This is a genomic window from Thiomonas sp. 13-64-67 (assembly GCF_002282795.1).
GTDB classification, from domain to species: domain Bacteria; phylum Pseudomonadota; class Gammaproteobacteria; order Burkholderiales; family Burkholderiaceae_C; genus Thiomonas; species Thiomonas arsenitoxydans.
On record NZ_NCKP01000060.1, the window covers coordinates 12,304 to 27,031 of the forward strand.

The 14,728-nt window shown below is 66.5% G+C and carries 15 protein-coding genes and 1 pseudogene; 8 read left to right on the forward strand and 8 right to left on the reverse strand.

The annotated features are described in order from the left end of the window. The 6 genes from modA (B7X30_RS12775) to B7X30_RS12800 all read right to left on the reverse strand — a co-directional run bounded on the left by modA (B7X30_RS12775) (window position 1) and on the right by B7X30_RS12800 (window position 4,720). Window positions 1-786 carry a molybdate ABC transporter substrate-binding protein gene (gene modA, locus B7X30_RS12775; protein WP_286731004.1) on the reverse strand — a complete coding sequence of 262 codons (786 nt, stop codon included), beginning with the start codon at window positions 784-786 and terminating at the stop codon, window positions 1-3. 21 nt (window positions 787-807) lie between these two features. Further along, window positions 808-1,659 carry a sulfite exporter TauE/SafE family protein gene (locus B7X30_RS12780; protein ID WP_286731005.1) on the reverse strand — a complete coding sequence of 284 codons (852 nt, stop codon included), beginning with the start codon at window positions 1,657-1,659 and terminating at the stop codon, window positions 808-810. A gap of 1 nt (window position 1,660) precedes the next feature. Continuing rightward, window positions 1,661-2,743, reverse strand: a complete 1,083-nt coding sequence (gene modC / locus B7X30_RS12785; RefSeq protein WP_286731006.1) for a molybdenum ABC transporter ATP-binding protein — start codon at window positions 2,741-2,743, stop codon at window positions 1,661-1,663. Beyond that, window positions 2,743-3,435: a molybdate ABC transporter permease subunit gene (gene modB, locus B7X30_RS12790; protein ID WP_276707927.1), complete on the reverse strand. Its 693-nt coding sequence runs from the start codon at window positions 3,433-3,435 to the stop codon at window positions 2,743-2,745. The genes modC and modB overlap by 1 nt, the downstream gene beginning before the upstream one ends. A 13-nt stretch (window positions 3,436-3,448) precedes the next feature. Continuing rightward, window positions 3,449-4,213, reverse strand: coding sequence for a molybdate ABC transporter substrate-binding protein (modA, locus tag B7X30_RS12795; RefSeq protein ID WP_286731007.1), 765 nt, complete (start codon window positions 4,211-4,213; stop codon window positions 3,449-3,451). A gap of 84 nt (window positions 4,214-4,297) precedes the next feature. Continuing rightward, window positions 4,298-4,720: a TOBE domain-containing protein gene (locus tag B7X30_RS12800; RefSeq protein ID WP_013122001.1), complete on the reverse strand. Its 423-nt coding sequence runs from the start codon at window positions 4,718-4,720 to the stop codon at window positions 4,298-4,300. A 254-nt stretch (window positions 4,721-4,974) separates the two neighbouring features. On the opposite strand from B7X30_RS12800, the gene B7X30_RS12805 reads away from it, so the two are divergent. Further along, on the forward strand, window positions 4,975-5,484 hold the full coding sequence (locus B7X30_RS12805; protein ID WP_286731008.1) for a DUF302 domain-containing protein: 510 nt from the start codon (window positions 4,975-4,977) through the stop codon (window positions 5,482-5,484). Between the two features lie 36 nt (window positions 5,485-5,520). Here the strand turns inward: B7X30_RS12805 and B7X30_RS12810 are convergent, their stop codons facing one another. Next, window positions 5,521-6,432 (reverse strand): hypothetical protein, encoded by a 912-nt coding sequence (locus tag B7X30_RS12810; protein WP_286731009.1) that lies wholly within the window; start codon window positions 6,430-6,432, stop codon window positions 5,521-5,523. A gap of 146 nt (window positions 6,433-6,578) precedes the next feature. Between B7X30_RS12810 and B7X30_RS12815 the strand changes: the two genes are divergently transcribed. From B7X30_RS12815 to metW, 7 genes and pseudogenes are all read left to right on the forward strand, one after another. Further along, window positions 6,579-9,596, forward strand: a complete 3,018-nt coding sequence (locus B7X30_RS12815; protein WP_286731010.1) for a TonB-dependent receptor domain-containing protein — start codon at window positions 6,579-6,581, stop codon at window positions 9,594-9,596. A 6-nt stretch (window positions 9,597-9,602) separates the two neighbouring features. Then, window positions 9,603-10,673, forward strand: a complete 1,071-nt coding sequence (locus B7X30_RS12820; RefSeq protein WP_286731011.1) for an LLM class flavin-dependent oxidoreductase — start codon at window positions 9,603-9,605, stop codon at window positions 10,671-10,673. Further along, entirely contained in the window at window positions 10,655-11,659 is a 1,005-nt protein-coding gene (locus B7X30_RS12825) for a FecCD family ABC transporter permease (RefSeq protein ID WP_286731012.1), read from the forward strand. Before B7X30_RS12820 ends, B7X30_RS12825 begins: the two co-directional genes overlap by 19 nt. A gap of 10 nt (window positions 11,660-11,669) precedes the next feature. Continuing rightward, a complete protein-coding gene (locus B7X30_RS12830; RefSeq protein ID WP_286731014.1) occupies window positions 11,670-12,443 on the forward strand; it encodes an ABC transporter ATP-binding protein in 774 nt (257 codons plus the stop codon). Window positions 12,444-12,695: 252 nt separating this feature from the next. Next, window positions 12,696-13,208, forward strand: a pseudogene (locus B7X30_RS15805) (homoserine O-acetyltransferase family protein); the annotation flags it as partial. Between the two features lie 17 nt (window positions 13,209-13,225). Beyond that, complete coding sequence (locus B7X30_RS15810) at window positions 13,226-13,657, forward strand: alpha/beta hydrolase family protein (RefSeq protein ID WP_502694442.1); 432 nt, start codon at window positions 13,226-13,228, stop codon at window positions 13,655-13,657. Continuing rightward, complete coding sequence (gene metW, locus B7X30_RS12840) at window positions 13,654-14,232, forward strand: methionine biosynthesis protein MetW (RefSeq protein WP_013104378.1); 579 nt, start codon at window positions 13,654-13,656, stop codon at window positions 14,230-14,232. Before B7X30_RS15810 ends, metW begins: the two co-directional genes overlap by 4 nt. Window positions 14,233-14,271: 39 nt before the next feature. On the opposite strand, the gene B7X30_RS12845 is transcribed toward metW, so the two are convergent. After that, window positions 14,272-14,589 carry a hypothetical protein gene (locus B7X30_RS12845; RefSeq protein WP_353681921.1) on the reverse strand — a complete coding sequence of 106 codons (318 nt, stop codon included), beginning with the start codon at window positions 14,587-14,589 and terminating at the stop codon, window positions 14,272-14,274. Window positions 14,590-14,728 lie beyond the last annotated feature (139 nt).

Here is a 14,728-nt window from a genome sequence, read left to right on the forward strand (position 1 = left end):
TCACAGCCCGGCGCGGCGCAAGATCTCCTGTGCCTGCGCGCTTTGCAAGAACTGCGCAAAGCGGGCGCGGCTGGCCGAGGTTTCGGGCTGCACCGTCTGCTCGGGGAATGCGGCGACGATGTCGATGGGCGCATAGCTATCCGCCCCCGGCTGGAGTTCGAGGTAGCCGCCGAGCTGCCCCTTGACCGCCAGTACCTCGGTGAGGTTGAGAAAACCGGCGTCGATCTGCCCCGAGGTGAGGTAGGCGCTGACCTGCGGCACGGTCTGCACGATTTTGAGCTTGTCCTGCAGCGGCGCCCACAGGCCCTTGGCCTTGAGCCATTGCTCGGCGGCTCGGCCGTAAATCGCTTGCTGCGGGTTGGGCAGGGTGATGGACTGCATCTCGGGCAGGTCGCGCACCGGGTCGATGATCGGGTCGGGGCTGCGGCGTCCCAGCAGCTTGCGCCGCCACGCCAGCACCAGCTTGCCCTGGCCGAGTATCTGGCGCTGCGGCAGGTTGAGGTCTTTGGCGTGGTCGATGAAATCGGCGTCGCCGATCAGCACATCCACCCGCCCGCTGGCGCGAGCCTGGGCAAAGATTTGCTGCAGATTGCCATAGCTGCGCTCCACCGCAATGCCGGTGTCGCGGGTGAAGTCGGCGCACAGCGCCTCGACCGGGCGCTTGTAACCGGCGCCAGCCATGAGCAGCAGCCCGGCGGGATCGGCAGCCAGTGCGCGCGCCGCGGGCAGCAGCGCAATCAAACCGCCGAGAGCGAGGCGGCGACGGGTGAGCAAAACGGTTTGCATGACAAACTTTCCTTGTGGTGTTCAGGTGGAACGACGGTGGCGAAACACTTTCCACGCCGAGACCGCCAGAATCAGCGCCAGCAGCAGGCCGAGGCCGTCGGTGGGCACGACGCCCAGCAGCAGCCCGCCCAGCAGCGCGCCGAGCAATGAACCTGCGGCCATACTCAGCAGCAGCGCGCGATGGGTGCGCAGCACGGCGAACGCCGCGCTTTCGCGGTAGCGGGCAAATCCCACGATCATGGTCGGCAGCGACACCAGCAGCGACAGGCTGCCCGCGAGCTTGAGGTCCAGCCCCCACAGCAGCACGATGGTCGGAATCAGCAGTTCGCCCCCGGCCACGCCCATCACCGCGGCGAATAGGCCGATCACCAGCCCGGCGGCGATGCCCACAGCCGCGTGCCCCCAGGGCGGCAGAATCTGTGCGAGATTGGGCAGGGCGCGCAGGCCGAACACCTGCTCGGCCGCCATGGTGCAGGCCAGCAGAATGAGCAGCACCAGCAGCACGCCATCGAGCGTCTTGTGCGGCAAGCGCATCGCCCAGCCCGCGGCCCACCAGGCACCGAGCAGACTGCCCGCCAACAGGTTGAGCACCACGGGCCAATGCGGCAGCAAAGCCGCCAGCGGCACGGCGTGCAGCCGGGCGACGATCGCCACGCCCACCACCAGCAGCGACAACGCCTTGTTGGCGATCACCGCCTGCAGCGTCGCCAAACAGAACAGCCCGACCAGCACCGGCAGACGAAACTCCGCCCCGCCCAGACCGACCAGGCCGCCGAGCAGCCCGATGGCCAGCGCGGTGAAAAAGCCACGGACGGCACAGGCCGTATCGCAGGCCGTGGGGCAGGGGGCGGTGACCGACGAAGACGCGTTCATGTCATCGCTCCACCGAGGCGGCCTTGATGAGAGCGATCACAGCCTCGTCTTCGGCGAGACGCAGCGCATCGCGGGCGCGCATGGTGATTTCGCTCCACAGCCCCTGGCCGTCGGCCAGACACAGCCGCACCAGACTATGCCCAGGGCGGCTTGCGGCGAAGCCGCAAATGCGCGCGGGCAGGTGGTTGAGCATGCTGATGTCGGTGGGCACGCTGCGCGCCAGCGCCACGTCGCGGGCGTAGATGCGCAGCCGCACCCGCCCCGGCTCGGCGGCGGCAGGAAAGGTCAGCAGGCTGCCGTCGATGCGCAGTTGCGCCAGACCTTCGGCCAGCGGCGTGGCCTCACCTTCGAGCACCGCCACCGGGCCGAGCCGGTCGAACAAGGGCGAGTCGGCGCGCATCAGCGCCTCGGTCAGCGGCTCGATGCGCAGGATGCGCCCGTCCTGCATGAACACCACGCGTTGCGCCAGGCGCTCGATTTCTTCCGGCGCGTGGCTGACCAGCACCATGGGCAAGCGCTGCGTGCGGGCGATCTGGCCGATGAGTTCGAGCAATTCGTCCTTGGCTTTCCAGTCGAGCGCGGCCAAGGGCTCGTCGAGCAGCAGCAGCCGCGGGCGCGACAGCAAGGCGCGGGCGATTGCCACCCGCTGCTTCTCCCCGCCCGATAGCGCGGCGATGCGACGGTCGAGCAGATGAGCGATGCCGACTTCGGCGGCGACCTGGTCGATCGCCGCAGGCGCCTCGCCTTTGGGCGCGCGGCTTGCCGCAAACTGCAGATTGCCGCGCACGGAAAGATGCGGGAACAGCGCCGCGTCCTGGAATACATAGCCCACGTCGCGCTGCGGCGCCGGGGTCTGCCGCCGCCCGTCCAGCCAAAGCGCCTCGCCGACGCGCAGCGTGCCGCTGGCGCGCGGAATCAGCCCGGCGATGGCGCGCAGCAGGGTGCTTTTGCCACAGCCGGAGCGGCCGAACAAGGCGGTGATGCCGTCGAGCGGCCAGGAAAAATCACCCGTCTGCAGGCTGAAGGCGCCTAGCCGCGCCTGCACATTGCCGCTGACCGCTGCGGTAGACCCGCGCCCCGACATCAGCCGTGCTCCTTGTTGCCGTGGCGGTACAGGCCATAGACGATGGTCAGCACGATGACGGCAAACACCAGCATCAGCGCCGAGAGCATGTGCGCCTGGGCGTACTCCATCGCCTCGACATGGTTGTAGATGTCGATCGACACCACGCGCGTCTTGCCCGGAATATTGCCGCCCACCATGAGCACCACGCCGAACTCGCCCACGGTGTGCGCAAAGGTCAGGGTGAGCGCGACGATCAGCCCGCCGCGCGACAGCGGCAGCACCACGTTGAAAAACCGGTCCCACCAACCGGCGCGCAGGGTGGCGGCGGCGTCGAGCAGGTTGCGCGGCAAGCTCTCGAACGCGCGCAGCAGCGGTTGCACCATGAAGGGCAACGAATACACCACCGAGCCGATGATCAGGCCGATTTTGTTGAAGGTGAGCTGGCCTTCATAGCCGAGGCTGTGCAGGGTTTGCGTCACCCAGCCCTGCGGATTGAGAAAGACCAATAGATAAAACCCCAAGACCACCGGCGGCAGCACCAGCGGCAAGGCCACCACCGCCTCGACCACGGCGCGCAGCGGCGAGCGCCAGTTCGCCAGCCACCAGGCCAGCGCCATGCCGGGAACCAGCAGGATGGCAGTGGCGATGCTGGCGACCTGCAACGTCAGCCACAGGGGGCCGAGATCGAGCGGATGGCCGAACAGGGTCATCGTCCGCCGCCCGTCAACGCGGGATGGTGTAACCGTATTTCTCGATCACCGTGCGCGCCTCAGGGCCACGCAAAAAGTCGAGATAGGCCTTGGCCACGGCCTTGTTTTCACCGGGCTTGAGCAGGATGGCGCTTTGGTCGATGGGCGCGTAGTCCGCCTGCGGCACCACCCACCATTGCCCCTTGCCCGCGCCGATGGCCTGCGACAGCGCGACAAAGCCCGCCTGCGCATTGCCGGTGGCGACGAAGTCGAAGGTCTGGCCGATGTTCGACCCTTCGACGATCTTCGGTTTTAGCGCGTCATATACGCCCATTTTTTTCATCGCCTCGATCGCCGCTGTGCCGTAGGGCGCGGTCTTGGGGTTGGCGATGGATACATGCGCGAAATCGCCCTTGCGCAGGATTTGCTCGCCCTGTTCCTTCAGCGGCAGCGTGGTGCTGTAGAGCACGAGCGTGCCGCGCGCATAGACGAAATTGCTCGACGCCAAGGCCAGACCGTCTTTGGCTAGCGCGGGCGCGGTGGTGTCGTCAGCCGCCAGCAGGATGTCGAATGGCGCGCCGTTGCGAATCTGCGCGGCAAATTGCCCAGTGGCGCCGAAGGCGTACTTCACCTCGTCCCCGGTTTTGGCCTTGAACGCCGCGCCGATTTCCTCGGCGGGCTTTTTGAAGTTGGCCGCCACCGCCACGGTGAGGGTTTCGGCCTGCGCGCTTGCCGCCAGCGCGAAAGGCAAGACGAGCGCGAGCCCAGCTCGGCGCAGGATTCGGACAAATCGGTTCATACGGATCTCCGTCAGGTTTGGTTACAGGGGCATAAAAAAAGCGGCCCCGGGATCGCCCCGAGGCCGACAAGCGAGATGGGACGATTAGTCCACCCCGAGGATGACATGGGTGGCCTTGATGAGCGCGCATGCGGCGTCGCCCACCTTGAGGCCGAGTGTTTTTTCGCTGCCGGTGGTGATCATCACCACCAGTTCGGCGCCGCCCTTGAGGCCCAGCACCACTTCGGTGTTCACCGCGCCGGTGGTGATGGCCTTGACCGTGCCGCACAGGGTGTTGCGCGCCGAGGTGGCCGGGGCGGCGCCCTTGACGAGGATGGGCCAGGAGGCCTTGACCAGCGCCCAGGCCGATTTGCCCGCGGCAAGGCCTAGACGATGGGCGCTGTCTTTGGTGACGATGGCCACGAGGTGCTGGCCCTCGCCGAGGTCGAGCACGACTTCGGTGTTGACTGCACCGTCGTGCACCGCATGAACCTTGCCTTGAAGATGATTGCGCGCGCTGGTTTGCATGATGGCTCTCTCCTGATGAAGGGGTGGATGATGTGTTCAGTGTATCTGAATGGCTACGACGCTTGAGCTAAAAACCGAACCGATCTTCCCCTTCAGACTGTGACCAACGCCCACAATGTCGACTCATCACCAATATTTGCCCCTACGCCTACTTTGCAACCGCCGCGAACATCGCTTGCGACGTTGTATTTTTATGAATATATTGAAAGCCTCGCACAGCTGTCAAGCGCTGAATTGGATGAAGGAGCAAAACCATGCAAAGACGCACCGCCGCCAGCCTGATTGCAGGATTGGCGGGATCGCCTTGGCTCATCGGCACGGCCCAGGCGGGCAGCGCGCAAGGTGAGCCGCACGCCCCCGTTATTCGTCTGCGGCTCAACGCAGGTTTGAGCGCCCAAGACTGCGTGCAGTCGATGCAACTGCGAGCCAATCTGCTCAATATGAAACAGGTTGGCGACTTGCCGCTGTCCGAGCAGGCGCAGGCGATGACCGGAAAACCCCAGCGATTGATTCGAGTATTCCTGTTCTGCGACCCGCCGACCGCTGTGGCGATGGTGGACGACGGCAGCATCGACTTCGCCGCCTATCTGCCTTGCCGCATCACCCTGGTGGAAGACGCGCACGGGCAGCTCTGGCTGGTGATGATGAATTTGCAGCCGCTGATCGACAGCGTGCCGCCTGGCTCACCGCTGCGGAGCAAAGCGGAAAAAGTGGGCAAGACGCTGATGAGCATCATGCAGGCCGGAGCTCGCGGTTCGCTGTGAGCGCCCCCAGGGCCGGGCGCTCGTCCAGCCCTTTGTTCAGGCGGCATGCGGCTGCGCGGCGGGCGCGGCAGCAGCGCCGACGACCTGCTCGACGGCCTGCAGCACGCCCTGAGCGATGCGCATCGGCCGCTCGCCCAACCCGAAGCACAGCGCCGGGTCGCCGCGCGGATCGACTTCGACGAGTTTGGTTTTACGCCGCACCGGCACGCCCGAACGGGTCAGCCCGCGCAACACGCCGCGCAGCGGCGCGGGCAGCGGCACGAGCTCGCCCTCTGGCGTGTGCACATGGCCGATCACCTCGCCTGCCTCGACCGCCTGGCCGATCCGCAAAGGGGTTTCGAACACCCCGTCCTGCGGGGCGTAAACCAGGCGCTCGCGCCCCGCGCCGAGGATGGGCCGCGGCTCTCCGGCCAGCGCCCGGGCCGAGCCGACGTGCAGCACCCGCCCCAGTTTATCGCCCCAGGCCGACTCGATCACCAAATCGGCGTTATAGCCCACGGTATATCCTGGACCAATGCCGACCGCAGTCGCCGCACCCCCGCACAGCGCGCGCAGATCGGGCTGCGCCGCGGCGTGTTTGCGCAGCCGCGCATCGACCAGAACCTGCGCGCCGAGCTGGCGCAGCCACAGCGGCAGGTCGGGGGCGACCACCAGCGGCAGCGAGATGCGGCGGGCAAAGGCGAGCGCCGCATCCGCCGGGTGAAACACCCGCACCGCGCTGAGATGATCGAGCACCGCGATGCCGTCGAACACCGCATCCACCCAGCACATGCCACGCCGCGGGGACGTGGGCTGTTCCGCCTCGACCAGCAACACGGCGTAGCCCTGGCGGAACAAAACATGCGCCACCGCAGAGCCCACATCCCCTGCCCCAAGAACCACGATGCAAGCCGCCTGCCAGCGAGGGACAGGCACAGGTTTGACAGGGAACAATTCTGCAGCGGACATGGCAAAGGATGTGGCAGGCCAAGGGGAATTCGTTATATCTTAGAGAATATCTCGAAACCCGCCATGATTTTTTATTGGAGACCCTGATGCCCCGCTCTCGCCCCGCCCGCCGTCTGCGACCACTGCAACCTGTCCGCCCCTCTTTGATGCCGCTCCTGCCGCTGCTCGCGGCCCTGCATGCCGCAAGCGCCGCAGCGCAAACCCCGCAGGCCGCGCAACCGGTGTTCCAGCTTGGCGAGGTCGATGTGCAGGCCCCCGCCGTGTCCAAGCCCGCGCCGGGCGGCACGAGCAGCAATGTGGTGACGCAGCAGCAAATGCTCGACCGTGGCGCGCTCAATGTGGGCGAGGCGCTGGGCGATCTGCCCGGCGTCACCCCGGTGACGCTGGGCCAGCGCGGCGAGACGCAGGTGAACATCCGCGGCTTCGACTCGCGGCAGATCACCCTGAACATCGACGGCATTCCGATTTATGTGCCCTACGACGGCAATGTGGACTTGAGTCGGCTACTGACGCCCGGCCTGTCCGAAATCGTCGTGACCAAAGGGCTGGGCTCCTTGATGTACGGGCCGAACAATATGGGCGGCTCGATCAACCTCATCACCCAGGCTCCCAGCAAAAAACTCGAAGGCACGATCACCGGCGGCCTCACCGCCAACCAGCACCGGCTGTACGGCAACGATCTGTCGGTGCAACTGGGCAGCCGTATCGACAGCCGCTGGTATGTGCAGGGCGGCGTGGCCAGCGCCAATCGCGACGGTTTTCCGCTGTCCACGGCGTTCAAGCCGGTGGCGGCGCAACCGGGGGGCGACCGGCTCAACGCCGCCAGCCACGACATCAACGCCAACCTGAAAGTGGGCTTCACCCCCAACGCCACCGACGACTATGCGCTGGGCCTCTACACCGTCAACTCCGACAAAGACTCGCCGCCTTACACCGGCAACACCAAGCTCACCGGCCAGCCGGTGCGCTACTGGCAGTGGCCGCAGTGGAACAAGCAGAGCTATTACTACATCGGCAACACCGCCCTCGGCGCGGGTTACCTCAAGACCCGGCTGTATCACGACACCTTCGACAACGAACTGATCTCGTTCGACAACGCCCGCTACGACTCGACCAAAAAACCTTACGCCTTCAATAGCCAGTACCGCGATTTTTCCAACGGCGCCACGGTCGAACTCGGCCAGCCGCTGGGCACGCAGAACTTCCTCAAACTCGGACTGTTCTACAAGCAAGACGTGCACCGCGAGTCCAACCTCGCCACCCAGGCGCAGCCTTACCAGACGCCGTGGCTGCATTTCGAGGCGCACACCTACGCGCTGGGCTTCGAGAATGCCTACAAGCCCACCGCGGCCGACACCCTCACCTTCGGCTACCGCCGCGACGAGCACCGCTTCGATCAGGCCGAGCAATACACCAACAAGGCGCAGACCCAGGTCGGGCCGATGCAGACCAGCCCGCAGGTGGGCGCGAACAATGCGCAAATCGTCTGGCGGCACAAGCTCTCGGCGCACACCGAGTTGCGCGCGGGAATCGGGCGGAAGACGCGGTTTCCGTCCATGAAGGAAACCTATTCCTACCGTCTGGGCCAGGCTATTCCCAACCCGGCGCTGGGGCCGGAACAAGCGCTCAACCGCGAGGTCGGCATCTCTGGGGTGGTGCTGGGCGGGGTGAAGTACGACGCTGCGGTGTATTGGGATTCAATCAAGGACGCGATCGAGAGCGTCGCCACCCCCACCCCCGGCATCAAGCAAGCGCAAAACGTCGGCACGGCGACCAACAAGGGGCTGGACTTGAGCGTGCAGGCGCCGATCGGCAACGCCTGGATCGCCTCGGTGGCGTATAGCTATCTCGACGCCACGCTGGGCGCTCCTGGACTGGTCCACCACCCTGTCGGCGCATGTGCAGGCGGCCAGCAGCCGCCAGACCACGACCGACGGCAAGCAGCCGGTGGCCGGGTTCGCCGTGGTCAACCTGCGCTGGACGCAACGCCTGGCCCCGCGACTGACGCTCTACACCAATCTGAACAACGCCTTCGACCGCAACTATCAATTGAGCGAGGGCTTTCCCATGCCCGGACGCGAGCTGCGGGTGCAACTGCAGTACAAGCTATGAGGCTATCCGTCGAGCGGCTGTGCCGCCTTCTGCTCGGCGCCGCGCTCCTGCTGCACGGCGCGTTCGCGCTGGCGCAAACGCCTGCGGCCTGCCCCAGCGCCCCGAGCGGCCCGGTATACGGCAGCAGCCCAGTGAACAACTACTTGCTGCTGGCGCTGGCGCCCGAACGCATGGCGGGGCTGAACTTTCCCTGGAGCAAGCAGGCGGCGCAGATTCTGCCGAAAAGCGTCCTCGATCTTCCCGTGCTCGGCGGTTGGTTCGGCCAGGGCAAGACGGCCAGTCTGGAGCAAGTGTTGCGCGTGCATCCCACGCTGGCGCTGGTGTCCGGGGCGACGGTGGGTTCGCAGGCCAGCACGGCGGCCATGCGCAAGCTCGGGCTGCCCATCTGCCCGGTGCGGCTCGACAGCCTGGCGGACTACCCCGCGGCCTTCCGCCAAGTGGGGCAGGCGCTGGGGATCGCCGCGCGCGGCGAGGCGCTGGCCGCCGACGCGCAGACCACGCTGGACGATCTGGCCGCGCTGCGCCAGCGCGTGTCGCGGCAGCCGCCCGTGCGCATCTATTACGCCGAAGGCGAAGACGGCCTGGCGAGCGAGTGCAGCGGCTCGCTCCATGCCGAGGTCATCACCACCATCGGCGCGCATAACGCCTTGCACTGCACCGACGGCAGCCGCTTCGGCATGGTGCGGGTGAGTTTCGAGCAAATCCTGGCCGCAGACCCCGACTGGATCCTCACCCAAGACGGCCCAGCGATGCGCGCCATCCAGACCGAGCCGCGCTGGAGGCTGCTGCGCGCGGTACGCGAAGGCCATGTGCTGTTCGCACCGCAAGTGCCGTTTCGCTGGATCGACCGGCCGCCGTCGTTCATGCGGCTGCTGGCCGCGCCCTGGCTGGCGGGCCGGATTTTCCCGGCAGACTACCGCGCGGTGTTCAAGACCCCGATCGACGCCCGCACCGAGGCGTTTTTCGCGCTGTACTTCAAGCGCACGCTTTCCGCCGCGCAAGCGCGCGCCGTTCTGGCGCCCGACCCCACCGACTATCCCACCAAGTATTGACCCGCCATGCCTGCCTCCCCCCTGCCGCAAATCGGCATGATGCTGCACATGCAGCCCGCCGCGAACGAGCCCATCCCAGCTTTTTTCCAACAGCGCGCCGCCCTGGTGCAGGAGATCGAGCAGATCGGCGTGCAGGCAGTGTGGGTCACCGAACACCACTTCGACCCGCAAAGCCTGAGCGCCTCGCCGCTGCTGCTGCTGGCCCACTGGGCGGCGCGGACGCAGCGCATTCAGCTCGGCGTGGCCGCGGTGTTGCCCGCAGGCCGCAACCCCGCGCTGCTGGCCGAGGAAATCGCGCTGCTGTCCAACCTAGCGCCTGGGCGCATCGCCATCGGCTTTGCCAAAGGCGGGCCGTTCGAGGCGCAAAAGCGCGCTTTCGGCTGGGGCAGCGATGCGGCGCGCGTGCAAATGCGCGAGGTGGTGGACGCCGTCCTCGACCGGCTGCACCCCCAGTCGGTCGAGTACCGCGGCGAGGCCGTGCTGCAACCCCCGGCGCAACTCCCGCTGCCCCTGTTCGTCGCCAGCCGCGAGCCCGACACCCTGGCTTGGGCGGCTTCGCGCGGGCTGGGCTGGATGAGCGCGCAGTTCTGGCCGCTGGAAACCTACGACGCCCAGGCCATCAACTGGGGCATCGTTGCACAACGTCCGGCCGACGCGCTGCTGTCGCGCGGGCTGTGGATCGATGAGGATGGCGACGCCGCCAGACGCCATGCCCTGGCGTGGCTGGCCGCCTTTCGGCGCAACAAGCAATCGCAATGGAAGGTCGGCTTTCGCGGCCCCATGGCCGAGATGGACGAGAGCGAAAGTCTGGCGCGCGCCATCGTCGGTACGCCCGAGGAATGCGCCCGGCAGCTCGCCGACCTGCTGGCGCAACGCGCGGTGCCGCGCCTGGCATTCAACCCGCTCGACGACCGCCCTGAACGGCAGCTCGAGCAGATGCAGCGGCTGTTGCGTCGGGTCTTGCCGCTGGTGTCCTCATCTTTATCCGCGCTCCAGCCGACGTCGTTGTCTGCGTCTTTGCCCGCCGCGTGTGCCGCGCCGCATCGGGCAGACGCCGCATGGCCCGGCCATCCATGAAGGGCCGCTTCGGGTTGCTGGGTTCAGCCTTGTTGCTCTGCGCCGCGATCTCCTTGCTGCTCGGGCGCTATCAGCCCTCGCCGCTCGAGGCGGCCATGCGCCTGTGGCAAGGCCTTGCAGGCCATCCTTCCGAACTGTGGACGGTGATCGTGGAGCTGCGTGCGCCGCGCATCGTCGCGGCCATGTGCATCGGCGCCGCGCTGTCGACCTCGGGCGCGGCCTACCAGGCGCTGTTTCGCAATCCGCTGGCCTCGCCGGAAGTGCTCGGCGGTTTGGCCGGAGCCGCATTCGGCGCGGCACTGGGCATCCTGCTCGGTCACACCCTTTGGCAGGTTCAGCTTTCCAGCTTTGTCTTCGGGCTGATGGCCGTGGGCATGACCCTGCTGCTCGCCCGCCTGGTCGGCATCCATGGCATTGTGGTGCTGCTGTTGGCGGGCTTGATTACCGGCGCGTTTTTCACCGCCCTGCTGTCCACCGCCAAGTATGTCGCCGACCCGTACGACAAGCTGCCTGCCATCACCTATTGGCTGATGGGCACGCTCTCCAGCGTGTCGGCGCACAGCGTGTGGCTCACCGCCCCGCTGATGGCGCTGGCCACCGCCGCCCTCATCGGCCTGGGCCATGCGCTCAACGTGCTGAGCATGGGCGACGAGGAAGCGACCACGCTGGGCGTGCCGGTGCGCGCCACGCGCGCCTGGGTCATCGCCCTGGCCACCTTGCTGGGCACGCTGTCAGTGACTCTGGCCGGCATGATCGCCTGGGTCGGCTTGCTGATTCCGCAGATTGCCCGGCTGATCTGGGGCGCGGACAACCGCCGCGTGTTGCCCGCCTCTGCCTTGCTGGGGGCGCTCTACCTTTTGCTGCTCGACGACGTGGCGCGCACGGCGTTCACCGTGGAGTTGCCGCTGGGCGTTCTCACGGCCTTGGTCGGGCTGCCGCTGCTCGCCGTGGTGCTGCGACGCGCCGCCGTGAGCTGGGCCGATTGAGGAGCCGGAGATGATCGAGGCACAGCAACTCCACATCCGCTATGGACAGGAAGAGATCGTCAAGGGCGTGCAGCTGCGCCTTGCCCCGGGCGAAACGCTGGCGCTGCTCGGCCCCAACGGCTGCGGCAAAACCACCTTGCTCAAAGCCCTGTGCGCGATTCATGCGCCGCATGCTGGGTCGGTGCAAGTCGATGGTCAAGACCTCTTCACCCTGTCCGCGCCCGAGCGTGCCCGCCGCATCGCCTATGTGCCTCAGCAGCACCGGCTGGTGTTCGCTTACAGCGTCATCGACGTGGTGATGATGGGGCGGCTGGCCAGCTGCGGGCTGATCGCCCGGCCCGCAGCCGACGACTTCGCTGCCGTGCACGCCATCCTGCACCGGCTCGGCCTGCAAGGCCTGGCCACACGCAGCTACGCGGCGCTGTCGGGTGGACAGCGTCAGCAAGTCTTGATCGCCCGCGCGCTGGCGCAGGACGCTCCCTACCTTCTACTCGACGAACCTGCCAGCAGCCTGGACTTTGGCAATCAGTTGCGGCTGCTCGAACTGCTCGCGCAGTTGCGCGACGACGGGCGGGCCGTGCTGTTCACCACCCATCACCCCGATCACGCCTTTGTCGTGGCCTCGCGCGTCATTCTGATGCAGGCAGGCCGCTTCATCGCCCAGGGCAGCCCGGCGCAGTGCATCGACCGCGAGCAACTCGCCCGGCTCTACGGTCTGGCCCCGGATCATCTGGAACGCACCCTGCTGGCGCCGCACTGGTCAACGCACAGGGCGATGGGCTGAATCCGTTTGGGGATGCTCCTATACTTGCTCACGCGCCGATTTGCCCTGGGCTTGCGGGCGCATAACAAATACCGCTAAAACAGCGCAGACCACCGGCGGTTTTCGCTGCATTGCCAGCGCCGCCGGTTTGTTTTTTCAGGAACACCCATGAGTGCTTCGCCCTCAGCCCTCGGTGACGTCACGCCGCAGCGCATGGCGTTCGAGCAGCCGCTGCCGCTTCAAAGCGGCGCGCAACTGCCCGCCTACGAGTTGATGTATGAAACCTACGGCACGCTCAACGCCGAGCGCAGCAACGCCGTGCTGGTGTGTCATGCGCTCAACGCCAGCCATCACGCCGCCGGTACGCATGCAGGCAACCCCAAGAGCGTGGGCTGGTGGGACAACCTGATCGGCCCCGGCAAACCGCTCGACACCGAGCGCTTTTTCGTACTCTGCGTCAACAACCCCGGTTCGTGCTTCGGCTCCACCGGCCCGATGAGCCTCGACCCAGCCACTGGCCAGCCCTGGGGCAGCCGTTTCCCCGTGGTCACCGTCGAAGATTGGGTCGATGCGCAGGCGCGGTTGCTCGACCGGCTGGGCATCGATCGCCTGGCTGCGGTCATCGGCGGCAGCCTGGGCGGCATGCAGGCGCTGAGCTGGACGCTGCGCCATCCAGACCGCGTGGCCCACTGCGCGGCTATCGCCACAGCGCCCAGTCTTTCGGCGCAGAACATCGCCTTCAACGAGGTGGCTCGCCGCGCCATCATCACCGACCCCACATCACCTATCTCAGCGACGACGCCATGGCCGCCAAATTCGGCCGTGCGCTGCGCAATGGCGCTCTGGGCTACGGCTTTGGCGTGGACTTCGAGATCGAGAGCTATTTGCGCTACCAGGGCGACAAATTCAGCGGCTATTTCGACGCCAATTCCTATCTGCTCATCACCCGCGCGCTCGACTATTTCGACCCGGCGCGCGCCACCGGCGGCGATCTGGCGCAGGGGCTGGCGGCGGCGCAGGCGCGCTTTCTGCTGGTGAGCTTCACCACCGACTGGCGCTTTTCCCCGCAGCGCTCGCGCGAAATCGTGCAGGCGCTGGTGACCAACCGCCGCGCCGTGACCTACGCGGAAGTCGATGCCCCGCAGGGCCATGACGCCTTCCTCATGGATCACCCGCACTACCACGGCGTGGTGCGCGCCTGGTTCGACCGCATCGCGCAGGAGCTTTCCAAATGACCACTCCCCTGAGCGTGATTGCCGATCTGGTGCCGCATGGCAGCCGCGTGCTCGATCTGGGCTGCGGCGATGGCCGCATGCTGGCGCATCTGCGCGACACCCGCGGCTGCACCGGGCTGGGCGTGGAAATCAGCCCTGAAAAATTGATCGCCGCCGCCGAAAAAGGCGTGGACGTGCTGCAGCTCGACCTGGAGCAGGGCCTGTCGATGTTCGGCGATGGCAGCTTCGACGTGGTGCTGCAGATCGACACCCTGCCCAATATCCGCCACACCGAAAACGCGCTGCGCGAAACCGCGCGCGTGGGTCGGCTGGGCATCCTCAGCTTCGCCAATTTCGCCCACTGGAGCATCCGCCTGCAGATCCTCACGGGCCGCCTGCCCGTAACGCCCGAACTGCCCTACGAGTGGTACAACACGCCGAACCTGCGCGTGGCCACCTATGCCGACTTCGAGCGCCTGGCTGCGCACTGCGGGCTGAAGATGATCGACGCCTTCGGCATCCGCAACGGCCGCCGCATCACCTTCGCTCCCGGGCTGCTGGCAACGGAAGCGGTGTTTTGTGTGCAGGGCGCGTAGCAGCCTGACGAGGCTTGCGCCCGCCAGACGCTGACAGCTCTACGCCCTCTTGTTACTCGGCAGTTCGATCACATAAGTGTCAACCGCCGCATCCGGGTTGAGCACCGGGTTGCTCGGGTCGCCGTTCCCCCAATCGCTCTGGAACAACACGCGCGTGCCGCTAGTGCTGAGCGTCACATTGGTCTGGGCCCAGTAGTTGCTTTGCGGGGCGTTGCTGTAATTCCCGGTGCTGCGATGGTGGGCAAAGCGGTACGTCAGCCCGGAGGTCAGGCTGGTGAGCATGATCTCCTGATCCAGCAGGGTGGTCGGATTGGCGGTCGGGCCGCTGTTGTCAGTGCCATAAATGTCGCCCGTCATGCCCGTCGCAATCCACATCGGGTTTTGCCAAGCCGTCGAACCCCCGAGTTCGACACCAACTGTCGTAAGTGCTTGATCTGTCTATGGCAGGTTGTTGAAATTGCCACTACAGCAGGGGCAGTTGGGTGTCTTGGGTGGG